This window comes from Salmonella sp. 741265116_PST, assembly GCF_046567715.1.
In the GTDB taxonomy this organism is placed as follows: domain Bacteria; phylum Pseudomonadota; class Gammaproteobacteria; order Enterobacterales; family Enterobacteriaceae; genus Salmonella; species Salmonella enterica.
On record NZ_JBKFPH010000002.1, the window covers coordinates 77,694 to 101,724 of the forward strand.

20 protein-coding genes and 1 other RNA gene are annotated in these 24,031 nt (G+C 49.8%); 6 read left to right on the forward strand and 15 right to left on the reverse strand.

The window, feature by feature from the left end:
- Positions 1-26: 26 nt before the first annotated feature.
- The 5 genes from fadK to ACLD11_RS01740 all read right to left on the reverse strand — a co-directional run bounded on the left by fadK (position 27) and on the right by ACLD11_RS01740 (position 5,112).
- Positions 27-1,667: a medium-chain fatty-acid--CoA ligase gene (fadK, locus tag ACLD11_RS01720; RefSeq protein ID WP_411014459.1), complete on the reverse strand. Its 1,641-nt coding sequence runs from the start codon at positions 1,665-1,667 to the stop codon at positions 27-29.
- Between the two features lie 90 nt (positions 1,668-1,757).
- Entirely contained in the window at positions 1,758-2,051 is a 294-nt protein-coding gene (locus tag ACLD11_RS01725) for a ferredoxin family protein (RefSeq protein WP_000093362.1), read from the reverse strand.
- A complete protein-coding gene (locus tag ACLD11_RS01730; protein WP_411011180.1) occupies positions 2,048-3,334 on the reverse strand; it encodes an FAD-dependent oxidoreductase in 1,287 nt (428 codons plus the stop codon). The genes ACLD11_RS01725 and ACLD11_RS01730 overlap by 4 nt, the downstream gene beginning before the upstream one ends.
- Before the next feature lie 56 nt (positions 3,335-3,390).
- On the reverse strand, positions 3,391-4,326 hold the full coding sequence (locus ACLD11_RS01735; RefSeq protein WP_079788381.1) for an electron transfer flavoprotein subunit alpha: 936 nt from the start codon (positions 4,324-4,326) through the stop codon (positions 3,391-3,393).
- 21 nt (positions 4,327-4,347) lie between these two features.
- On the reverse strand, positions 4,348-5,112 hold the full coding sequence (locus ACLD11_RS01740) for an electron transfer flavoprotein (protein WP_000692095.1): 765 nt from the start codon (positions 5,110-5,112) through the stop codon (positions 4,348-4,350).
- Between the two features lie 462 nt (positions 5,113-5,574).
- On the opposite strand from ACLD11_RS01740, the gene ACLD11_RS01745 reads away from it, so the two are divergent.
- Positions 5,575-6,465 carry an AraC family transcriptional regulator gene (locus tag ACLD11_RS01745; RefSeq protein ID WP_000284832.1) on the forward strand — a complete coding sequence of 297 codons (891 nt, stop codon included), beginning with the start codon at positions 5,575-5,577 and terminating at the stop codon, positions 6,463-6,465.
- Positions 6,466-6,540: 75 nt separating this feature from the next.
- Here the strand turns inward: ACLD11_RS01745 and ACLD11_RS01750 are convergent, their stop codons facing one another.
- The 9 genes from ACLD11_RS01750 to ydiK form a co-directional block, all read right to left on the reverse strand.
- Positions 6,541-7,692, reverse strand: coding sequence for an acyl-CoA dehydrogenase (locus tag ACLD11_RS01750; protein WP_411011181.1), 1,152 nt, complete (start codon positions 7,690-7,692; stop codon positions 6,541-6,543).
- Between the two features lie 13 nt (positions 7,693-7,705).
- Positions 7,706-9,301, reverse strand: coding sequence for an acyl CoA:acetate/3-ketoacid CoA transferase (locus ACLD11_RS01755; protein ID WP_411014460.1), 1,596 nt, complete (start codon positions 9,299-9,301; stop codon positions 7,706-7,708).
- Positions 9,302-9,454: 153 nt separating this feature from the next.
- A complete protein-coding gene (gene aroD / locus ACLD11_RS01760) occupies positions 9,455-10,213 on the reverse strand; it encodes a type I 3-dehydroquinate dehydratase (protein ID WP_411014461.1) in 759 nt (252 codons plus the stop codon).
- A 44-nt stretch (positions 10,214-10,257) separates the two neighbouring features.
- The gene (gene ydiB, locus ACLD11_RS01765) at positions 10,258-11,124 is read right to left on the reverse strand and encodes a quinate/shikimate dehydrogenase (RefSeq protein ID WP_000383488.1); all 867 of its coding nucleotides are present in this window, start codon (positions 11,122-11,124) and stop codon (positions 10,258-10,260) included.
- A 66-nt stretch (positions 11,125-11,190) separates the two neighbouring features.
- Positions 11,191-12,426: an MFS transporter gene (locus ACLD11_RS01770; RefSeq protein ID WP_411014462.1), complete on the reverse strand. Its 1,236-nt coding sequence runs from the start codon at positions 12,424-12,426 to the stop codon at positions 11,191-11,193.
- Between the two features lie 364 nt (positions 12,427-12,790).
- A complete protein-coding gene (locus ACLD11_RS01775) occupies positions 12,791-14,002 on the reverse strand; it encodes an MFS transporter (protein ID WP_411011183.1) in 1,212 nt (403 codons plus the stop codon).
- 140 nt (positions 14,003-14,142) lie between these two features.
- On the reverse strand, positions 14,143-14,502 hold the full coding sequence (locus ACLD11_RS01780) for a YdiL family protein (RefSeq protein WP_000980457.1): 360 nt from the start codon (positions 14,500-14,502) through the stop codon (positions 14,143-14,145).
- A 167-nt stretch (positions 14,503-14,669) separates the two neighbouring features.
- Positions 14,670-14,777, reverse strand: an RNA gene (gene rprA, locus ACLD11_RS01785) — antisense sRNA RprA.
- 181 nt (positions 14,778-14,958) lie between these two features.
- Entirely contained in the window at positions 14,959-16,077 is a 1,119-nt protein-coding gene (gene ydiK / locus ACLD11_RS01790) for an AI-2E family transporter YdiK (RefSeq protein ID WP_000248615.1), read from the reverse strand.
- A gap of 264 nt (positions 16,078-16,341) precedes the next feature.
- On the opposite strand from ydiK, the gene ACLD11_RS01795 reads away from it, so the two are divergent.
- The 3 genes from ACLD11_RS01795 (at position 16,342) to ACLD11_RS01805 (ending at position 20,092) form a co-directional block, all read left to right on the forward strand.
- Positions 16,342-19,398: an FAD-binding and (Fe-S)-binding domain-containing protein gene (locus tag ACLD11_RS01795; RefSeq protein WP_411014463.1), complete on the forward strand. Its 3,057-nt coding sequence runs from the start codon at positions 16,342-16,344 to the stop codon at positions 19,396-19,398.
- Positions 19,395-19,805: a 1,4-dihydroxy-2-naphthoyl-CoA hydrolase gene (menI, locus tag ACLD11_RS01800; RefSeq protein WP_000637926.1), complete on the forward strand. Its 411-nt coding sequence runs from the start codon at positions 19,395-19,397 to the stop codon at positions 19,803-19,805. The genes ACLD11_RS01795 and menI overlap by 4 nt, the downstream gene beginning before the upstream one ends.
- A gap of 98 nt (positions 19,806-19,903) precedes the next feature.
- On the forward strand, positions 19,904-20,092 hold the full coding sequence (locus ACLD11_RS01805) for a YdiH family protein (RefSeq protein WP_001537749.1): 189 nt from the start codon (positions 19,904-19,906) through the stop codon (positions 20,090-20,092).
- Between the two features lie 287 nt (positions 20,093-20,379).
- Here ACLD11_RS01805 and ACLD11_RS01810 read toward each other — a convergent pair whose 3' ends face one another.
- On the reverse strand, positions 20,380-21,726 hold the full coding sequence (locus ACLD11_RS01810; protein WP_183059092.1) for an L-cystine transporter: 1,347 nt from the start codon (positions 21,724-21,726) through the stop codon (positions 20,380-20,382).
- Between the two features lie 426 nt (positions 21,727-22,152).
- On the opposite strand from ACLD11_RS01810, the gene sufA reads away from it, so the two are divergent.
- Both sufA and sufB read left to right on the forward strand, forming a co-directional pair.
- The gene (gene sufA, locus ACLD11_RS01815) at positions 22,153-22,521 is read left to right on the forward strand and encodes a Fe-S cluster assembly scaffold SufA (protein WP_000418969.1); all 369 of its coding nucleotides are present in this window, start codon (positions 22,153-22,155) and stop codon (positions 22,519-22,521) included.
- Positions 22,522-22,529: 8 nt separating this feature from the next.
- Entirely contained in the window at positions 22,530-24,017 is a 1,488-nt protein-coding gene (gene sufB, locus ACLD11_RS01820) for a Fe-S cluster assembly protein SufB (protein WP_000089383.1), read from the forward strand.
- Positions 24,018-24,031 lie beyond the last annotated feature (14 nt).

A 24,031-nucleotide genomic window follows, 5' to 3' on the forward strand; every position in this document is an offset into this window, starting at 1 on the left:
ATGCGTTAGTATCGCCATCCGGCGCTTTATCCTGTAACACTCTCCATGCTCAAACGTTTAATAATATCCTGACGAAGCTGGTATTTTTGTACCTTGCCGGACGCCGTGCGTGGTAATTTTTCTACAACCACAATGTGCTCCGGGTATTTGTATTTTGCCACCCGCTTGCGGCTAAAAAAGGCGACGACAGATTCCAGCGACAGCGAATGGTGTGGGGGGTTGAGTACCACGTAAGCGCACGATCTTTCACCTAACCGTTCGTCTGGCATCGCGACAACGCAAGCATCATGAATGCGTGGATGCTGCAATAAAATATCCTCCACCTCGCGACTGCTGATATTTTCACCTCCACGTATAATAATATCCTTTTTGCGCCCGGTAATTTTGATATAACCGTCTTCATCCATGCGGCAGAGGTCGCCGCTGTAATACCAGCCCTCATTATCCAGTGCGCGGGCGGTAAGTTCCGGTTCGTCCAGGTATCCCATAAAAACGTTCGGCCCGCGCGAGGCTTCTTCGCCTTCGTGGCCTGCTGGAAGCGTATTGCGATCTTCATCCACGATTTTAATTTCTACACCGGTGGCGGCATAACCATCGGTGTTCATCATGCGTGAAGTCGAATCACCCAGATTAACCATCGAGTGTGGAGAACTTTCTGTAGAACCGTAAATACTCAATAATTTGATACCGCGCCGCTGGCAGTCGCGGGCAACCTTCCGGGGAATAGTCGTGCCGCCACATAAGAAGAATCGCAGTGAGGAGAGGTCAGCAGGCTGTTGCTCAACGGCACAAAGCAGATCGTAAATAAACGGCGTCGCGCCTGACATACAGGTACAGCGTTGCTGCGCTAATAAGGTAAGGCAGGCTTCTGGGGTAAAGATGTCCAGCAATACGCTACGCGCACCGATTAAAAAGGGCGCGGTGACGCCGTGTAAAAATCCGGTGGCGTGGCCCAGTGGCGCAGGCATCAGGAACACATCTTGCCAGGTTAAATTTAACCGCGCGCAATACGCCCGTTCGCTGGCAAGAATATTATTGTGGGTCAACATCACCCCTTTCGGCATTCCTTCTGTGCCGGAGGTAAACAGCACTGCCGCCAGTTCATCACCGTGAATGTTAATGTCTGACTGCAACGGTTCGCTGCGGTCGATGATTTGACTAAGCGCAAGCGCTGTGGTGGCAGGCGCCAGTTTATCCACGCCGACAATATGCGTCAGATGGCGCAGTTGATTTTGTAGCGGAAGGATAAGATCGACCGGACGATTTTGTTTGAACACGGTGGGGGCGAAGAATATTTTAGCCTGACATTTGTTCAGCACCCAAACCAGCTCTGCTTCTCGCCAGGCGGGAAGTAGCGGGACAGATACCGCGCCCGTTTTCAGGCAGGCCAGGTAAATGAGGGTAAACTCACACCAGCCCGGAAGCTGAAAGGCCACGCGATCGCCCGGTTGAATCCCCTGAGACAGTAACCAGTTTGCCAGGCGGCTTGCCGCGCAGTCGAGCGCGGCGTAGGTCCAGGACGCGCCATGATTATCGACCACGGCGATTTTATCGGGTACGGCGCGTGCGGTTTGCCGCCAGTAGTCGCCCAGTGAAGCATCGCCCCAGTAGCCGGACTCGCGATAGGTTTTCCGCCGCGCGGCGTCAAACGTTAATGTAACACTCATTGACTTGTTCTCTATTAATACAAATGACGTAATCTCCGGGGGGCAAGCCGAATAAGACGCCGTAGCGTCGTTATCCGGTGTTTCAGAGCGTCAGCCGTAGCGAAACTCAACGCCGAACGTTCCCGCCGGGTATTCCCATTTTTCGAGAAGAGTATTGCCGCAGAGAACCCTGCAGGTTCCGCATTCCAGGCAGCCTGCGGAGTCAAAATGAATATTTCCCGCATCGTCCAGCTTATAGAGTCCGGCAGGACAGGCTTTTATTAATTTATTAAACTCCTGCATGTCAGGCGAGGATCGCAAAATGATATGTGGGTGTCCTTCATCTACGTAAAATTTATTTACGCCCAATTTGACGTCAACATTCACCTTATTGTCCGAACTCATAATGCCGTAGCCCCTTTTATGCCGTCTTTTAATAGATTCACCAGTCCAATTTTTTTCGCATGTGACAGGATAGTTTTACGCAACGGTGGGATTGGACCGCCATCAACGGTGAACAGATCACCCACAATGTTTGCCGCCATTCGCGGGTACTCGGTAAAAAGCCGTGGGTTTTCCATTAATCCGGGGAGTTTGCGGAAATGCCGCATATCGCGTAACACGCCGTTTTTCTCCAGCGCGCGTTTGTAACCGGCAAGACTCGCGGCGGAAAAATCTTGCCGCGCTTTAGCGTCAATGGCGGTTTGAGCGGCCGCTTGCGCGGACGCGATGGCTAAATCCATGCCGCGGACGGTATAGCCGAGATTCAGACAAAGACCGGCGGCGTCGCCGACAATCATCACGCCGTCATTTGCCAGCTCCGGCATCATTGCTATGCCGCCTTCGGGCACCATATGAGCGGAGTATTCGAGCAGCGTTCCCCCCTGAATCAAAGGGCGTATTACCGGATGCTGTTTAAAATCTTCCAGCATTTGCGGTACGCTTTTGGTCGCGTGAGCAATGTCGCCCAGTCCACATACCAGCCCCAGAGAAACCGAATCGCGGTTGGTATAAAGAAACCCGCCGCCCATGAGCCCGTTGGAGGGCGCGCCAGCGAATAACCAGGCGGCACCTTCATGGGACGCCAGATTAAAGCGCTCTTCAATAAGTGCCGGAGAGAGCCCAATCAACTCTTTTACGCCGACGGCATAGTGATGCGCAGAAGAGACAGGCACCATGTCCAGTGAACGGCCCAGCATGGAATTCACGCCGTCCGCGAGAATCACAATATTCGCATCCAGAATATCATCCCCGGCCTGAACGCCAGTGACGCGATTGCCTTCACGTACCAGAGCGTCGACCCGTACACCTGGGATAAACTGCGCGCCAGCCTGTTCCGCCTGCGCCATTAACCACGGGTCCAGTTTGTTGCGCAGTACGGTATATGACGTAAGGGGCGGAGTAGGGGGCGCGCGGTGAAAATCAAGTGTGACGGCGCTTTCTTCGGTTAAAAAGGAGATTTTTTCACGGGTAACGACGCGTTCGATGGGGGCGGACGTTGCGAATCCCGGCATAATACTCTCGATACTGTGAGCGTAGAGCCGGCCACCGGTCATATTTTTGCTGCCCGCGCTGTTTCCGCGTTCAATAACCAGTACATCCAGTCCCGCTTTTGCCATCACATACGCGGCGACCGTTCCTGCTACGCCTGCGCCCACCACAATAGCGTCAAATTTATCATCCGACATGCTTTATGCTCCTTTCCCGCCGTATCGACGACGGGAGATGTGCGTTGAAAAAGGAATTAGCGGCTTAACTGGTCGATGAGGGCAGGAACAACCTTATAGATATCGCCCACCAGACCATAATCGGCATAATTGAAAATGGGCGCGTTTTTATCTTTGTTAATTGCGACAATAATTTTTGCGCCGTTTCCACCCACCATATGTTGAATTTGGCCGGAAATGCCCAGCGTCAGATAGAGATCGGATTTCAACAGAACGCCGGATACGCCAATATAACGCTCGCGTTCCATCCAGTTTTCACCTTCCGCAATGGGGCGGGAACAGCCCACTTCTGCGCCGAGGACGGTCGCCAGTTTATGCACCATATCCAGATCGCTTTGCGCCGCCAGGCCTCGTCCTACGCCGATGACCCGTTTGGCTTTGCTCAAATCGACGCTGCTTAACGATTTCGCGCGCCGCTGCTGGCACAATACCTCGTGGCGTGGGGCAATATATGCCAGCGTGGTCTGCGGGCAAGTATGACCGGGGAGAGGGGCGGCGGGTTCCAGCACGCCGGGTGCCAGCGTAATAATCGCCTGCGGACTGTTTAATTTCTCTTTGCCGAAAGCAAGTCCGCCGTACATGCGATGCTCTGCGTGTAGCGTCCCGTCGAGGAGGTCAATAGACGTCGCGTCGTTCACCATCACGGCGTCAAGCTGGATGCTCAGCCGGGCGCCCAGCGCTTTACAGCGCTTGGTCGCCGCCATGAGCAGCAGCCCATTTTGGTCGCCTAATAACGAGGCCAGCGTTTCGGCATAGTTTTCCACGCGCTGCAAATCCGTATGCGATTCAAGAACGACTATCTCATCAGCGCCAAGCGCTTTCACGTAGTCGATCTCCGTGTTTCCTTGCACGATGGCGTAAACTTTTTCTCCCCACTGCCGCGCGCCGGTCATTAATTCGGCATAACGCTCTACGTTATCGCTAAATACCCATACGTTAGCTAAATGATTCATGATAATTTTTCTCCGTTGGGTTTAGTTCAGGGATTTTTTCAAATGGTCGGCCAATGCGGTAATGGCTTCCGGCGAATCGTTATCGAGAATGATATGCTTGCGTTCTGTCTGCGGCGGTACCGAGATGGCGACCAGTTCCGCCAGTGGCGTGGTTGGGGTCCAGTGGATATCGCTCGCCAGCCACGACGTAACGGCTTTTTTCCCGGCGCCGAGAATGGCTTTCATTGACGGGATGCGTGGAACGTTAATATCTGAGGTCACGCAAAGCACCGCGGGCAGCGTGAGCTCGATAATTTCAACGTCTTCTTCCAGTGTGCGTTCAACGATGATTTTGTCGCCGTCGCGTTGAATATGGCTTACTGCGTTGATGACGGGGAGTTTCAGGAGTTCGCCAGTCAGCAGGCCCACCTGTTGGGCATAAATATCGCCGGAGCCCTCTCCAAAGAGCAGCAGGTCAAAGCCGATTTTCTCCGCCGCGGATGCTAGCGCCAGCGCGGTTTCTTTGGGCAGGGCGTGCTCCAGTTGCGCATCCTGAACCATAAAAAGCGCATCCGGCCCGCGGGATAACACATCTTTGCGGACTTTTGAATTTTGCAACAGAGAGCCACCGACGGTGAGCGCGGCGATCTCGTCGCCATCGCCAGCTAACTGCGCGGCGGCCTCAATTGCATTTAAATCAAACTGGCTGATTTTGGCCTCGGCACGATCAAAATTGAGCGAATGCTCCGGGGTCACGGTAATGTCCTGTTCTTCAGGCACCAACTTAAAGCAGGTTATTATTTTCATTGCATCTCCAGTGAGTCGCGTGCGGATAAGTAACGTAAATCTGACTGAAAATAGTCTGCGGCAGTCTGAAGAGGTTTACGATGGGTCAATCTGTTTTCCTTGCCAACAATCTTGCACAAAAAATCTGCAAACAGAGAATCGTTAGCAAACATCTGAAAAGGGTGTCATAAAAATATAAATACGGTAGTGAGAATAATAAGTGCGAAACATATCATCATTTTTTAACATGAAATGTGCAATGTTGTTTCTGTGAGGTTAAAAGAAAACATCAAAGATATGTCGGCTATGTATTTTTGTCTGATAATACGCTATCGACAAGTAATATGAGCTGTCTGCAAAAGAACATAATATCTTGCATTTGGAACGAATAATCTTGTTTTGCTGGTAATCTCCACGGTTGTACAACACTGACGCTCGCTTTATTTTATCCTGGTTATCTTTTTAAACCTGACAGAGGTTATTATGTATCAGCGCTGTTTTGACTCCGCCGCGGAGACGATTTTTGAACAGGACAAGACCCCTCGATTTTCACGTTTCGTCATTAGCGATGATCCAAACTGGGAGTCTGGCCATCATATGCATGATAATGAAACAGAGCTTATTTACGTCAAAAAAGGGATAGCCAGGTTAATTATTGATTCTTCACTCTACGTCGCGCATGCGGACGATATTGTCGTCGTTGAGCGGGGGCGGCTACACGCGGTAGCATCCGACAGCAATTCGCCGGCTACCACCTATACCTGTGCGCTGTATGGGTTTTGTTTTCCAGGTTGGGAAGAAAACCAACTATTGCAGAGTCATTCCTGCCCGGTAGTTTCCGTGGTCCAGGGGAAAGAGGTTATTAAAAGTATCTTTAATGAATTAAGCGTGTTACTTCCGCAGGGAAAAAATGTATTGGCTTCCTCTGTATACGATGCATTTGCTTACACTCTGACTGCACTTTACTATGAAAATTTTAAAAACGCCTATCGTTCTGAACAAGGCTACATTAAAAAAGATGTATTAATTAAGGATGTACTTGTTTATCTCAATAATAATTATCGTGAAAAAATCACGCTTGACCAGCTATCAAAAAAATTTCGCGCCAGCGTCAGTTATATATGCCATGAATTTGCCAAAGAATATCATATATCCCCTATCAACTATGTTATTCAACGACGTATGACCGAGGCCAAGTTTGCGCTGACAAACACCGAGTCGCCACTGGCAGAAATTTCATGGCGGGTAGGATATGAAAATGTGGACCATTTTGCCAAATTGTTTATGCGGCATGTAGGATGTTCTCCCAACGATTATCGTAAGCAATTTAAAAATAGTCTGGTTGAGCAGGCGTATTTGCTGCCAAATACCTGACGGCGAAATTTATCTGATTTATTCGGCCTGATGCCGTAAAGCAGTCAGGCCGAATAAGACGTTCCGGTACGATCCTTACTTGTTCTGATAGTCTTTCAGAATCTGGCGTCCTGCCACATAGATCATAATTTCATCCGTGCCGCCACCGATACGTTCGCAGCGAACATCGCGCCAGAAGCGGGAGACACGGGCTTCGTCAGTATAGCCAAGCCCACCCATAATCTGAATCGCATCGTCAATCACTTCCATCGCTGTGCGTGCGCAGTGCAGCTTAGCCAGCGCGGCGCTGGTACGCAGTGACTCTTCCCGATCGGCCTGCCAGGCGACTTTCAACACCATATTGCGCATGTTTTCGATTTTGATGGCCATTAACGCCAGCTTTTCCTGGATCATCTGGTTATGGCCGATGGGTTTACCAAAGGCGATACGCTGGTTGGCGTAACGGGCGGCATCTTCAAACGCGCATTCGGCGAAACCTGTACTGCGCGCCGCATTAATCAAACGCTCCATTTCAAAATTGTACATGACATTGAGGAAACCCATGCCTTCTTCACCGACCCGGTCGCTTTCGTCCACCTCGACATTATCGAGATAAACTTCGCATGTACTCAACATGTGCCAGCCAATTTTATGCAGCGGATTAATCTTTATGCCCGGTTTATTTGAGTCCACCCACCAAAGCGTGAACGCTTTTTTAGGATCTTTTGGCTCCGTATCGCGCGCCAGAACCAGCATGTAAGGATATTCTTTTGCACCGGTGATAAACGTTTTCTGACCGTTAAGATAAACCTTGCCGTTTTTACGCGTCCAGGTTGTTGTGGCGCTATTATTATCAGATCCCGCGCCAGGTTCTGTTAAGGCTAGCGCATATGCAGGATCGCCGGTGGCCAGAGTACTTTCCGCTGTTTTACGCAGTTGTTCTGCGGAACCAAAACGGCGCATACTGTGAATGCATTGGCCGTTGGTAATCAAAAAGGCCGGAGCGCCGCATTTTGAGATTTCCATCAGCGCCAGCATTTGCGTTACATAGTCAGCCGGAATGCCGCCAAATTCTTCCGGAACGCCCAGCATCGAAATACCGTTTTCCGCCAGCGCCTGCATAAATTCTCTGGGATAGGTGCCCGTTTGATCGCAGGTACGGAAATACTCTTCCGGAAAATTGCTGGTGATTAACTCGCGAATACTGGCCAGTAATAGTTCTTGTTCTTCAGTTAATGAAAAATCCATATTTGTACTCCTTTTAATGTGTTGCGTCAGGAAGCGTGAATCCCATAGTGCCATCGGTAAATAATCTTGTGTCCATCAGTTTTAAATCTGGTGAGATAACCGGTGAAAAATCCATCTTGTCAAGAATATCCCGTTGCAGATCGACGCCAGGCGCAATTTCAATTAAATGCAGGCCATCTTGTTTGAGAGTGAAAACCGCACGTTCAGTGATGTAACGCACGTCTAACCCTCGCTCAAGCGCAATTTTTCCACTGAACGTAATTTCTGGCAGTTCGCTGACGAATTTTTTCACGCGACCTTCCTGCAGAATATTTAATTTGCCATCGGTAATTTCAGTTTTTAAACTTCCGGCCGTCAGAGTTCCGCAGAAAATAATTTTTTGCGACGTTGCGCTAATATCGATAAACCCGCCGGTGCCCATAATTTTGCCGTTGAATTTATGTACACCGACATTACCGTGTTGATCCACTTCGGCAAAACTTAAATAGCAGACATCGAGCCCGCCGCCGTGATAAAAATCAAATTGTGAGGTCATATCGAGGATCGCGCGGGTATTGACATTGGCGCCGAAGGCCACGCCCTGAGAGGTAATACCGCCCACCGGGCCGGTTTCCACGGTCAGCACGAAGTCATCGGCGCAGCCTTCCTCGCGAGCGACCAGACCAATACCGTCGGCAATGCCTACGCCCACATTGCCTACCGCGCCTTTACGCATTTCAAACAGCGCGCGTCGGGCTACCAGTTTGCGCTGATTAAGGGGCAGGGTAAGCTGGGTACTATCATCAAGAGTAAAATCCCCGGAGATAAATCGGTTCACCGGCGCGCCGCCATACAGTTGCGTCTGGTCGGCATCGACGACCACAATATCCACCAGATAGCCGGGAATACGCACGGATTTTGGATGCAGCGTGGCTTTTTTTACCATTTTCTGCACCTGCATCATTACAATACCGCCATTATTGTGAACGGCCTGGGCGATCACCAGCGCATCAAGATACATCACCTCATCTTCAAATGATGCATAGCCTTCGCTGTCGCAGGTAGTGGCGCGGATAAAAGCCACATTAGGCGCTATCGCTTTATAATAGAGATATTCTTTATTATCGATCTCTACCAGCTTAATGAGATCTTCTTTAGTCACGTCGTTTAATTTTCCGCCCTGTTGGCGAGGGTCGACAAAGGTACCAATGCCAATATCGCTCAGAATACCAGGCTGGTGTGCGGCGCTGGCGCGCAGCGTCTGGGTTAATACGCCTTGCGGGTAGTTATAGGCGGCGATTTTATTTTGTTCAGCCAGTTCAGAAATACGGGGAGACTGCCCCCAATGTCCGCATAGCGCCCATTTTACCAGCCCCTCCTGCGCCAGCGGGCTGATGCCGCGATCGGCGCGGTCACCTAATCCGGTAGGGCTAATAATAGATAAATCTCGTGGTGACTGGGTTTTTTGATATTTATCTGCCAGTGCGGTAATTAATGTTGTCGCTTCGAGAATGCCGCCGCCTGCGCCCAGAATACATAAAGTGGCCTCGTCTGGAATATAATTTACTGCTTCTTGTGCAGAGAGCACGGGAACGCGGCCATTAATGCGTGATGGCTTATTGATTTTCATATTTACTCCACTATTATCCCTGAAAGCAATATCGATATAACCGTGTTAAGGTAATAAAGACAGCGGCTTTCAATGAATATGGAACATATTCATGTCAGATAACTATTTATTTTATTGTGGCAGAAAGAGAATATTCCGCCACACGATAAAGTATTACGCCTGGTGCAATATGGTTAATACGGTACGCAGATCGGCTACCGATATTTGTCCCGGCGCAGATGCTTTTTTCACCGCGCCAAACGTTGCTGCAGAACCGAACACTTCGCCGGCAAGACGAGATATTACCCCGGTTTTCGACATCGACATGGTAATAATCGGACGATCCGCATAGCGCTCCTGCATTTCTACAGTGGCGGTAAGTAAGGTCAGGACATCGGCTTTAGTCTGCGGCATGACGGCGATCTTCGGAATATCGGCGCCCAGTTCCTGCATTTTACGCAGACGCTGAACAATCTCTTTCGCAGCGGGCGTTTTATGAAAATCATGGTTAGACATGATCACCGCAACGTTGTGTTGATGAGCATAGCCGACGGTGGCTTTCACCTCATCGTCGCCGGTAAAAAGCTCAAGATCGATCATATCGACCAGACCGCTGTCAACTGCTGCACGATTCAGAGCGATATACTGTCCGGTGGTTAGCGCCTGTTCGCCGCCTTCTTTCGCGCTGCGGAAGGTAAATAGCAAGGGCTTATCGGTAATAATCTCCCGGATGGCACTGGCGGCCTCAAGTACGCTTTCCGTCGTCGTCACGTTGGCAAAATGGTCAACGCGCCACTCCAGAATATCGAAATCCGCTTCACGGTAGGCGAGTGCTTCCGATTTCACATCGGTAATGGTTTTTCCCATTAGCGACACAATGATCTTTGGCGCGCCTTCGCCAACCACGAGATCTCTTACAGTTACGGTTTTCATTTGGTACCCTTCATTGTCATTCGTCGCAATTATAATTTTACCGGTCAGGCTGTGAATCCCATCACCTGCTTCACATAGTCCAATGGAAATGCTTTTCCTGTCCACAGTTCAAACTGTTCGGCTCCTTGCCATAACAACATGCCGTAACCATCAATTGTTTTGCAACCAGCTTGTTGCGCCTGTTGCAATAACTTTGTCATATGCGGATTATAAACACATTCGGTGACCAGCAATTCAGGGCGGAGCAGGGAAACATCGCCGATCAGGGATTCGTTCTCCAATGGTTTCATGCCAACTTTGGTGCCGTTCGTCAGAATATCTGCGCTGGCAAGCGCTTCAGTAAAAGCGTGCTGATCGGCAAGATCGGTGACGGTAACGACGCAATCGGTGTTTTCATTCACCCGCTTCGCAAAGGCAACCGCTTTTTCGAAAAAGTCATCTTTACGGTTAAACAGTTTAATTTCCTTAATGCCTTCAATGGCTGCCTGGGCGCCAATGGCGGTAGCCGCGCCTCCCGCGCCGAGCAGCACCATGGTTTTTCCTCGAATATCGAAACCGCTTTCTTTAATTGCCCGAATATGGCCCGTACCATCCGTATTGTAGCCGCGTAGATAGCCGTCATCGTTAACAATGGTGTTGATAGCGCCAACCAGTTTTGCTGCTGGTGTTAATTCATCGACATACTCACATGCGAGCTGTTTGTTTGGCATGGAGACGCCCGTACCGCGCATTTTTAATGCTTTCAGTCCTTCAATGGCGCTGGCAAACGTCGTGTTATCAACTTCGAAAGCCATATAGGTATAGGGTAGCCCCGCTTTTTCTAACGCTTTGTTTTGCATTTCGGGCGATAAGCTATGACGAATAGGATACGCCATAAGACCAATTAATTCATATTTTGCGGTAACATCCATTTCATACTCCTTCATAAGTGGACAGTGCAGAGCAGGGCGCATGCCTGTTGCGCATAGTTAACATTTTTACTGGAAATAATGTTCGCCAAATCGGACATCGTTTTGCGGGATCTTAAATACGCGATAATAGCGAACAAATACAATAATAGCGGTGATAAATGTCAGTAGTGCAAAGGCAAAATCTAACAAAATGATATATTGCAGGCCAATAGTAGAGAGATAACCGGTGATCAGTGGAATAATAAAGTTAGCTACTCCCCCCATCATCATATATATACTGGTGACTTTAGCTTTACTCTTAGGGAAAAATTCCGACATTACCGATACGCCTAATTGTAAAATACCTCCAGCAGCGGAAAAACCAATCACGAAGGCGCCAGCATTACAGATCAGTGGAGAGGGATACAGGTAAATTGCCGCAGCGGTGAGTGTCGCCAGCCCGGCATTGAAAACATTGGCCCAGATGGGGCGAACCATTTTTTTCAGCAATGCGGCAAAAATAAACACGCAAACCAACGATCCCATACTGTAATAAGAGATGGTTTTCAGCGCGTCGGATTCCGCCATTCCGGCGAAGGCCATCGCATATTTAGGCATCCAGACCACAATCACATAGAAGGTTGAGAACGCGGCGACGCCAAATAAAACGGAAGCTACGCCTTCCAGCCAGACGAGGGGAGTACTGTTCATCTGGGGTAATTCTTTCGCAATACTGGCATCGACAAGTTGGCTGGGAAAGCGGCTTTTCAACAGCATCAACGTGATGAGGACGAAAAGGATACCGGGGATTACCACCGCGTAGCCGTACCAGATATGGTTGACTAACAAGGCGCTGACAATAAGGGGATAAATCATTTGCCCAAAAGAGACCATCGCTTTAACCAGAATAACTGCCGAGCCCGATGCTTTGGGAAAACACTCCATTAATGCAGGGTATCCGCCGGTATCCAGCGCGGAGTTCGCCACGCCGACACACACCGCTAATATGAAAGCGATCATCAGGTTAGGACTGGCGGGAATACCAAAGAAAAACAGCATATATAGTACGGCGCCAAGCAGTATTATTGCCCGACGGCCAAATTTATCGGACAGCACGCCAAAGAATAAAATACTGACCAGACGGCCAAGACCAATGCCAGAGATTAAATAGGCGATACCGGCACTATCCGTGGAGAATTTCTGTGCAAGGGAGGTCATGTTCTGGGCTAGTGTAATAACACTCATGCCGTGGAGAAAGTAACTAAAATAAATGCAGATAACAGCCAGCAAATATGGCATGTTGCGAGCCTTGTTCTGAGACATTTGTTCACAGCTCCTTGCTGATGGTTTGATTCAATGTTCTGCTTATTACTGCTATTACTACATGCAGCGATTTTTCAGTAACACTATAAGTCGGTACTGTCGTTATATGTACATAACATGGCGTTTAAAATGCCAGGTTTATTGCATTGATAGCATTTCATTTGTTAGCCAGGAAATATAAAGATTGCTGCAGAGTTGTTGTTTAACACCTATAACTCGTGATGCTCATCGCAATTTTTCTGATAAGTGTGAAGATAATGAATAATAATTAACACGAAAATTACATTTTTTGTTTCCCGGTGATAATGGCTAACGTTTTATTTTGCATAGCAAGGCAATAATATTGCAACTGGCATGCTAACATTTATTGTGCAGTTGACGCTGCTTCAGCGTGATGTTGTGATTCAGCCCGACTTCGGTAACCGATGAACAGTGCGAGGAGAAATCCCGCAGCGGCGATACCGGCATCAAACCACATAATATGTGCAATGCTCAGTTCTGAAATCCGCGCCGTGATCAACGGAATAGTGAACGTCGCGATACTGCCGGCGCTGTAATAAATGCCGGTCGCTTTACCTTTCTCCTGTGGAAAACGGGCCGCCATCAGCGTCAGGCCGATTTGTACTACGCCGCCGGCGGAAGAGAATCCAATGACGAATGCGAAGATCATAACAACATAGACCTGAGGATGCAGACAGACCGTCAGAAGCGCAATAAAAGAGATAAAGGTATAAAACATCAATAACGTGGTAGAGCGAATTGTTTTTCTGACCAGCGGGGCGGTAATAAAAACGCACAGTAGCGAGCCGCAGGTATAAATACTTAACAATTTGATGGATTGGGTATACGACATTCCTGCGACGAATTGTCCATACTGCGCCAGCCACTGGCTGATAAGATAAAAGGTTGCCATCGAGATGTAGCCATAAAGGGTATAGCTGATAAGATCGATGAGGGAGCAATGATGTACGCCTGCGACAGGCGTTTGCGAGATTTTAGGCTTTACTATTCGACCAGGATAGGGTGGAAAAGGGCAGCGTAATAAAAACAGAGCATTAATAAGCATGATCGCCCCGGCAAGCAGAAAGGACCAGCCAAACCACATATTAGCCCAGACTAATAAACTGATAATAATGGGCAACAAGAATTGCCCGCCAGAGACAAATGCTTTGATCAGAATATTTGCCGTACTGGGGGAGCGAGGGAAGGCTTCCATCAAACTGGGATAGGTACCCGCATCCAAAAAACTGTTGGCCATACCCGCTAAAAAGCCACAGGCATAAGCGACAAAGATCGTCTGAGCATAAAGAATGCCAATGAAAAAAATCAGGTAACAGGCGGTCCCCAGAATGATAAAAGGACGGCGACCAAAGCGATCGGAAAGCATACCGGCGATTAACAAAACGCTTAACCGGCCAATACCAAGCGAAGAGATCACAATAGATACGCCAGCGGCACTGGTATGCCATTGCTGTTCAAGCGATGACATGTTCAGGCTCATCAGGATAACCCCCATGCCATGTACAAAGTAATTAAAATACAACCCTACAGCGGTAGGGAAATAACGATTTTTCATATTATCTGACTCAGAGATGCCGCCTGAACGTTACAGTGGTATACACAGGCAGGAAGCATATTGGATAGGGTGACAAGTCAATGTCGTGATTGTGTGGTTTTCTATCCGGTATCAATACGATGCGGCGATAAATTTTACGTCTAACACAGCCGCTCCAGATCATGTGCGAAAAGTTCGGCAGCAACAGATTGATAAATTTTCCACTCGATAAAATCACCCTCTGTATAAATGGACTGAAAAGAAGATAAATCAGGGAAGTAACGCATTGTATTATTACCGATGCGGTTATTTATTTTGTCCACAATGGCGTTAATTCGTCGCTGTCTCTTGGCTTTCATTTCCTTTAGCCTGGCAATGATTTCTGGAGAGATGGGAGTGTCGCCAGCTTCCCATCGTTGCCAGGTTGTCGAATTATTATCCTGGGTGATATAGATTGTGCATTCTTCAATCGTCATATCAAAAATACGCCGTAGTGCTTGTAGTTCTAACGCGTTCATCATTTTTTAGGCTTTTATATGAAAAAAGTGATGCTATAAATAGCACCACCGACACCGTTTCGACTTGAACAGAATCACACTATTTTGTGCAATATTATTTGTTCGTTGCAGATATCGCAGTGTTGAAGGAAAACGGGAGCTGGCTTATGTAACAATGCGGCGAAAAAAGTTAAAAAAAAAGCCCATCGTAGGAGACGGGCAAAGACTACACACAGCAATTCGTTGTTTCACTCAGGGGATTTCCATGCTTATAAATCAATGTGTTGATTTATAACCGTGAGCTAATAGTAGGCATGAGCACTTTTTGCGTCGATCAGATTCGTCTCAATAGTTTAAAAACTGTAACGAATTTGCGACAGAAATGAGATGCGGCGGGGAACAGACGGGCGAATCAAAATGGGGAGTGCGTTGAATTGATAAACGTCGCTAAAGCATCGGGCGGCAATGCCGCCCACGGAATTATGACTGCTTGTTGGCTTCCTCGATGTCATCCAGCTCTTCAAGGATCTCCTCTGGTTCATTCGTCGGCGCCGGAACTTCATGTACCCATGCGGAGAACAAACGCCAGGTCACGGCCAGAAGTACCGGTCCAATAAACAGACCAATCATACCGAATGCAATCAGGCCGCCGATTACCCCGGAAAGGATCAGAAGCAGCGGTAAATCGGCGCCCATGCGGATGAGTACCGGGCGAATCACGTTATCCAGCGTGCCGACGACGGCGCTCCAAACCAGCAGCACGGTGCCCCAGGTGGTGTCGCCTGTCCAGTAAAGCCAGATAATGGCTGGAATCAATACCGGCAACGGCCCCAACTGAACCAGACACGAAAGGATCATCACTACCGTCAATAGGGTAGCGTAAGGCACGCCGGAAATCGCCAGCCCGACGCCGCCAAGTACCGCCTGTACCAGCGCGGTGACCACCACGCCAAGCGCCACGGCGCGGATCGCCTGGGCAGCCAGCAGAACCGCCGCATCGCCGCGTTTAGCCGCGAGACGACAGGCAAAATGGCGTATTCCCATCGCCACTTGTTCGCCGCGCCAGTAAAGCAGGGCGCTAAACAACAGCATCAGGGCGCAGTGCATCATAAAGCGTCCGATATGCGCCGCCTGACCGACAAACCAGGTCGTGGTTGTGCCGATATAAGGTCGCACTTTCGCCATAATAGCGCTACCGCCCATATCCAGCAGGCTATGCCATCCGGCATACAGTTTGGCACCAACTAACGGAATATTATTTAACCATGCCAGATCGGGTAGCGTCATATCGCCGCCAGTCACTGCATGGATGAGCGGGCCGCTACCGTCGACAATGCTGTTCACCAGCAAGGCGACGGGAATAACGAAGAGCAGCACTAACAGCAGCGTCATGACCAGTACGGCAAGCGAGCGGCGACCCCACAATATTTTTTGTAATTTCAGCAAAACGGGCCAGGTCGCGATAACTATCGTACCTGCCCATGCAAACCCCAAAATAAAAGGCTGTACTATCCACAAACAGGCCACAATCATGATGGCTAAAAACAGCACCGATAGCAGCACTTGCGCAATATCCCTGGGCTGACGAACATTTACCATAAATACTTTTCACCTTTGTCTTTGCGCCAGAACGTTGGCGCGACGTGAACATGCAAACCACACCCTATAATGATGAGCAATTTCAGCGGTTTTTAACAGACCGATTCTGCATGTAATTCTGTTGGGCGCACAGGAAAAAAATGTGATACAACAAATAACGCAACACGCAAACGATTAAGCATCCCTTCCTGTGCGTAGACCGCACGCGCTCGCCGGGTTGGGCGCCACCGTTCACAACATAGACCGCAGGAAAGGGTCAATATAATGATTCCACAAATTTCTCAGGCACCCGGCGTCGTTCAGCTGGTGCTCAATTTTTTGCAGGCGCTGGAGCAGCAAGGGTTTACGGGCGATACGGCAACCAGCTATGCCGACCGTCTGACAATGTCGACCGATAACAGTATCTACCAGCTTCTTCCCGATGCTGTTGTGTTTCCTCGTTCTACGGCGGATGTCGCGCTTCTTGCCCGTCTGGCGGCGGAGCCGCGCTTTACGTCGCTGATATTTACCCCGCGAGGCGGCGGTACTGGCACGAATGGCCAGGCGCTAAACCAGGGCATTATTGTTGATATGTCCCGCTATATGAACCGCATTATTGAAATTAATCCTGAAGAGGGGTGGGTGCGGGTAGAGGCGGGAGTGATAAAAGATCAGCTTAATCAAGCGCTAAAGCCGTATGGCTATTTTTTTGCGCCGGAACTTTCCACCAGTAATCGCGCCACGCTTGGCGGTATGATTAATACCGATGCCTCTGGTCAGGGTTCGCTGGTCTATGGGAAAACGTCAGATCACGTCTTAGGCATACGGGCCGTATTGTTGGGGGGCGATATCCTTGACACGCAATCGATGCCCGTAGAGCTTGCCCGGACGCTGGGTGAAAACACAACGACGCCAGGCCGCATCTATCAGACCGTCTATCAGTCCAGCCTGGAAAACCGTCAACTTATCCTCGATAGCTTTCCAAAGCTCAATCGCTTCCTGACAGGCTACGATTTACGCCACGTTTTTAACGATGACATGACCCGCTTCGATCTCACCCGCATCTTAACGGGGTCGGAAGGGACGCTGGCGTTTATTACTGAAGCCCGGCTGGATATTACCCCGATACCCAAAGTCCGCCGTCTGGTGAATGTAAAATACGACTCCTTTGATTCCGCGCTGCGTAACGCCCCTTTTATGGTTGACGCGCGCGCCTTATCCGTCGAGACAGTCGATTCCAAAGTCCTTAACCTCGCGCGGGAAGATATTGTCTGGCACTCCGTTAGCGAATTGATTACCGATGTGCCGGATAAAGAGATGCTTGGCCTGAATATCGTGGAATTCGCGGGTGACGATGAAGCGCTTATTGACGGCCAGGTCGAGGCGCTGTGCCACCGGCTGGATGGCCTGATGGCGCGAGCGGAAGCGGGCGTGATCGGCTGGCAACTTTGTACCGATTTGACGGGTATTGAGCGTATTTACGCGATGCGTAAAAAAGCGGTAGGGCTGCTGGGTAATGCGAAAGGCGCTGCCAAACCGATTCCTTTTGCGGAAGATACCTGCGTGCCGCCTGAACATCTGGCCGATTACATCGCCGAATTTCGCGCCCTGCTGGATGGTCATGGCTTAAGTTACGGCATGTTCGGTCACGTGGATGCCGGGGTGCTGCATGTGCGTCCGGCGCTGGATATGTGCGATCCGCAGCAGGAACTGCTGATGAAACAGATCTCCGATGAGGTCGTCGCGCTGACCGCCAGATATGGCGGGCTGTTGTGGGGCGAGCATGGAAAAGGCTTCCGTGCGGAATACAGCCCGGCCTTTTTCGGCGAAGTCCTGTATGGCGAGCTGCGCAAAATAAAAGCGGCTTTTGATCCGCATAATCGACTTAACCCGGGTAAAATCTGTCCGCCGCAGGGGATAGAGGCGCCGATGATGAAGGTGGATGCGGTAAAACGCGGCACCTGGGATCGGCAAATCCCGCTGGCGGTACGGCAGACCTGGCGCGGCGCTATGGAGTGTAATGGTAACGGCCTGTGCTTTAATTTCGATGCGAAAAGCCCGATGTGCCCGTCGATGAAAATTAGCCTTAACCGGATCCACTCGCCGAAAGGGCGGGCGACGCTGGTGCGGGAATGGCTCCGACTATTGGCCGATCGCGGCGTCGATCCGTTGAAACTGGAAAAGGAGTTGCCAGAAAAACGCGCCAGCTTACGCACGCTGATTGCCCGCACCCGGAATAGTTGGCACAAACGCAAAGGCGAGTATGACTTTTCCCATGAAGTTAAAGAGGCCATGTCCGGCTGTCTGGCATGTAAAGCCTGTACGACCCAGTGTCCGATTAAAATCGATGTTCCGGAGTTTCGTTCACGTTTCTTACAGCTTTACCATACGCGTTATCTGCGTCCGGTACGCGATCATCTGGTGGCGACGGTCGAGACCTACGCGCCGCTGATGGCGCGTGCGCCAAAGACCTTTAACTTTTTTATTAACCAACCGGTGGTTCGTAATCTGGCGAAAAAACATATCGGTATGGTGGATTTACCTCTGCTTTCTGCCCCTTCATTGCAACAGCAACTGGTGGGCCATCCGTCTGCCAATATGACGCTTGAGCAACTGGAGCGCATGAGCGCCGAGCAAAAAGCGAAAACGGTACTGGTGGTTCAGGACCCGTTTACCAGCTACTACGACGCTCGGGTCGTGGCGGACTTTATCCGCCTGGCGGAAAAACTGGGCAGGAGGCCGGTATTGTTACCGTTCTCGCCGAATGGTAAGGCGCAGCATATTAAAGGTTTTCTTAATCGCTTTGCGAAAACGGCGAAAAAAACCTCTGAGTTCCTTAATCGGATCGCCGCGTTGGGGATGCCGATGGTGGGCGTCGATCCGGCGCTGGTTCTGTGTTATCGCGACGAATACAAACTGGCGCTGGGCGAACAGCGCGGCGATTTTCATGTGTTGCTGGTGAATGAATGGCTGGCGCAGGAAATAAATGCAAGACTGTCCGTCGAGGTGAGCGGCGAACCGTGGTACTTTTTTGGTCATTGTACGGAAGTCACGGCTTTACCCGGCACGCCTGCTCAGTGGGCCGCCATCTTTGCCCATTTTGGCGCGAAGCTGGAAAATGTCAGCGTAGGCTGCTGTGGTATGGCGGGCACTTATGGACATGAAGTAACCAATCATAAAAATTCGCTGGGAATTTATGAGCTATCCTGGCATCAGGCGATGCAACGTCTACCGCGAAACCGTTGCCTGGCAACCGGCTATTCCTGCCGAAGCCAGGTCAAACGCATTGAAGGTACGGGCGTGCGTCACCCGTTGCAGGCATTATTGGAGATTATAGGTTGATCTGGAAACGTGAAGTGACCCTCGATGCGCTTAATGCGATGGGGGAAGGGAATATGGTTGGCCTGCTTGATATCCGCTTTGAGCATATTGGGGACGATACGCTGGAAGCGACAATGCCCGTCGATCATCGCACCAAACAGCCGTTCGGCTTGCTGCATGGCGGCGCGTCTGTGGTGCTGGCGGAAAGTATCGGCTCGGTCGCAGGCTATCTGTGTACGCAGGGGGAGCAAAAGGTGGTGGGGCTGGAGGTGAATGCCAACCATGTACGGTCGGCGCGTCAGGGGCGCGTACGAGGCGTCTGTAAAGCGTTGCATACCGGGGCTCGCCATCAGGTCTGGCAGATAGAGATCTTTGATGAACAGGGACGTCTGTGCTGTTCTTCGCGTCTTACTACGGCGATTGTGTGACGTTGTCACCATAAAAATGTGATGCATATTGCTTTTGGTCAAAATGTGCGCAGAAAAAGGTGATATACTGTGCATGTTTACACATAAGCGAGGATGATATGTCTACTGATTTAGACCCAACCCAACTGGCGATTGAATTTTTACGCCGTGATAAAACCGAACTTTCTCCCGCGCAGTATTTGAAGCGTTTAAAACAGCTGGAGTTAGAGTTTGCCGATCTCCTCACCCTCTCTGCAACCGAACTGAAAGAAGAGATCTATTTCGCCTGGCGGTTGGGCGTGCATTAATAAAGTCTGTGTAGGCCGGATAAGGCGTTAGCCGCCATCCGGCTATGTTACCAGGCAATCTCACCAGACACTGTCCCCCGGTAATAGATAATCCCCTTGATTTTGTTTAAAAAAAATACAGATCGCCATTTGTGCTAAAAAGGCGCGCGCTCTTTATGAGATTATTCTTATGCCCCTTCAAGAGCTAAGCCATTAAGAGTGCCGGAGATAAGCGCCGGATGGGGCCGGAACCCTTAAGCCTGTATTGAACAGACTTAAGGGTTTTTCTTTTCCGGGCGCGTAAAAAACTAAGGTCTGTCAATAACCGCCGGCATGTCGTCAGCCGTATGATTATTCAAAATACGGTTGGCCAGCACACCTGACATCATCGATCCGTTAACGTTCAGTGCCGTGCGGGCCATATCAACGATAGGTTCGATGGCAATAAAAATACCGACCAGCGCAACGGGAAAATTCAACGTCGACAGGACAATCAGCGCCGCGAACGTACCACCGCCGCCGACGCCGGCCACGCCAATAGACCCTAGCGCAATGGCAGGCAACATCGCGGCCAGAAAATGCAGCGAGAGCGGATCAATGCCGATGGTGGGCGCAATCATCGCTACCATAATAGCCGGATAAATCCCGGCGCAGCCATTTTGCCCCATACTGGAGCCAAACGAGGCGGAAATATTGGCAATGGTGCTTTGTACGCCAAATTTTTCCTGGGCGGAAATGGCCAGCGGAATAGAGGCTGCGCTGCTGCGGGAAACAAACGCAAAGGTTAAGACGGGCCAGACCATTCTGAAATAACGCGCTGGATTATTACCGCTGAGGACCAGCAAGATGGCATGCACGATAAACATCATGAAAATCGCGATATAACAGGCGCCGATAAAACCAAGTAAGCTGGCGAATTGTTCAAGGTGGTATGATGAAAAGACGGTAGTCATTAATGCCATGACGCCATAGGGTGTTAATGCAATAACGATACGTACCATCTTCATGACCCAGATCTGAATAGCGTTAATGCCTGCGCTTAATTTCTGACCTTCTGCCGGTGCCTCCTTTTTGACTTTTAACAGGGCGATCCCCGCTATTAGCGTGAAGATAACGATGCCGATGACGGAAACACTTCTGGCTCCCGTAAGATCAAGAAAAATATTAGTCGGGATCAGCGATGTCACTAACTGGGGAATCGACACCGCGGCAGTCTTATTGACTTCTTCCGTAGTTAACATTGACGGCATGTGCATAAAAGCGCTGGCGTCAAGCCCCAGTATATGAGCGGTCAGTAATCCGATAAAACCGGCAGCCATCACCAGGCATAACATGCATCCGACGATCGTCAGCGACATTTTTCCGATGCCGGCGCTATTTTCCAGTTTATTGATGGCGGAAAGAATAGAAATAAAAATTAGCGGTATAGCGACCAGTTTTAACAGGTGGACGTAACCATTGCCGACGATGCTGTACCATTCGATAATGGTTTTAGTGTGATTTGCTGAAATAAAATGCAGGGATAAACCAATAACAGCTCCTAAAAAGATAGCGATAAAAACGCTTTTCGACAGGGAATCGCTTTTTTGATTAATTCTTAAGATGACCCACGAGAAAACCAAAAAAAGTGCGATATACGCGAGCGTAACAACCATATTTTAAGCCTCTTGCCTCATTCAGCACCTGAAATGCCGGAAAGAGTTTACATAAACCTATAGCTCAAACTGAGTTATAGAACCGCAGCGGATTATAAAGAGCGCAACGCCAGGTATCCATACAAAAAATGGGGTTCTGACCTCGCCACCCGGCAATGTCGACAGCCTATTAATTAAATAGTCATTTTCTATACATCTTTTCGTTTTTGACCTGCCAGAACGGTTAATATCTTATAAATCATTACTTATCAAAAAGTTAAGCGATTTTTTGTCTGTCGTATGACCTGACGGACAGGGTCTATGCTTAATAAAAGGCGCTCAATATAACCATTTGTTGGAAAGCCCCTGCGGTTAAGGGGTTGAAGTGATAATCATTATCACTAACATGCTGTTATATCCTGGTGATTTAGAACGCGAGGTAACTCTATGGAATTGCATTCAGACACGTTTAACCCGGAGGACTTCCCCTGGCAAGGGCTGACGCTAACGCCAGCGGCGGCAGCGCACATACGTGAACTGGCAGCAAAGCAGCCGGGCATGTTGGGCGTGCGGTTAAGCGTAAAACAGACGGGATGTGCCGGATTCGGCTATGTTCTGGATACCGTTCGGGAGCCGGATAAAGACGATCTGGTTTTTGAAGCCGAAGGCGCAAAGCTTTTCGCACCGTTACAGGCGATGCCTTTTATTGACGGAACAGAAGTGGATTACGTACAGGAAGGGCTGAACCAGTTATTTAAATTTCATAACCCCAAAGCCCAGAATGAATGCGGCTGCGGCGAAAGTTTTGGGGTATAGGCGGTACTATGTCTCGTAATACTGAAGCAACGGAAGAGGTCGGCATCTGGACAGGCGGACGCCTTAATTACAAAGAAGGATTTTTCACGCAATTACCCACTGATGAACTGGCAAAAGGCATCAGCGAAGAGGTGGTGCGCGCGATTTCCGCAAAGCGTAACGAACCTGAGTGGATGCTGGAATTTCGTCTCAATGCTTATAGAGCCTGGCTGGACATGGATGAACCGCACTGGCTGAAGGCGCACTACGATAAACTGAACTATCAGGACTACAGCTATTACTCTGCGCCATCATGCGGAAACTGCGACGATAGCTGCGTTTCCCAGCCGGGAGCCGTACAGCAAACGGGCGCGAATACCTTTTTGAGTAAAGAGGTTGAAGACGCCTTCGAGCAACTTGGCGTTCCGGTTCGCGAAGGGAAAGAGGTCGCCGTCGATGCGATTTTTGACTCGGTCTCCGTAGCGACCACATACCGTGAAAAACTGGCGGAACAGGGCATTATTTTCTGTTCTTTTGGCGAAGCGATACACGATCACCCTGACCTGGTCAGGAAATATCTTGGCACCGTCGTGCCGGGGAACGATAACTTTTTTGCCGCGCTGAATGCGGCAGTCGCTTCCGATGGGACATTTATCTATGTTCCCAAAGGCGTGCGTTGCCCAATGGAGTTATCCACCTATTTTCGCATTAACGCTGAGAAAACCGGTCAGTTTGAGCGCACGATTCTGGTGGCGGATGAAGGCAGCTATGTGAGTTATATCGAAGGCTGCTCCGCGCCCGTACGCGACAGTTATCAGCTACACGCCGCGGTAGTGGAAGTCATCATCCATAAAGATGCTGAAGTAAAATATTCCACCGTACAAAACTGGTTCCCGGGCGACAACAACACGGGCGGCATTTTGAACTTTGTGACCAAGCGGGCGTTGTGCGAAGGGGAAAACAGCAAGATGTCGTGGACCCAGTCGGAAACCGGTTCGGCGATTACCTGGAAATACCCGAGCTGCATTCTGCGCGGTGATAATTCTATCGGCGAGTTCTATTCCGTTGCGCTGACCAGTGGACATCAGCAGGCTGACACCGGCACCAAAATGATCCATATCGGTAAAAACACGCGCTCAACCATTATCTCAAAAGGCATTTCCGCCGGCCACAGCCAGAACAGCTACCGTGGGCTGGTAAAAATTATGCCGACGGCGACCAACGCCCGAAATTTCACCCAATGCGACTCCATGTTGATTGGCGCGGACTGCGGCGCACATACGTTCCCGTATGTTGAATGCCGCAATAACAGCGCGCAGCTGGAGCACGAGGCGACAACATCACGCATCGGTGAAGATCAGCTTTTCTATTGTTTGCAACGCGGTATCAGCGAAGAAGACGCTATTTCGATGATCGTCAACGGTTTCTGTAAAGACGTTTTCTCGGAACTGCCGCTGGAGTTCGCCGTTGAAGCGCAAAAACTGCTGGCGATTAGCCTTGAGCACAGCGTCGGTTAATGATGAAGGAAAAC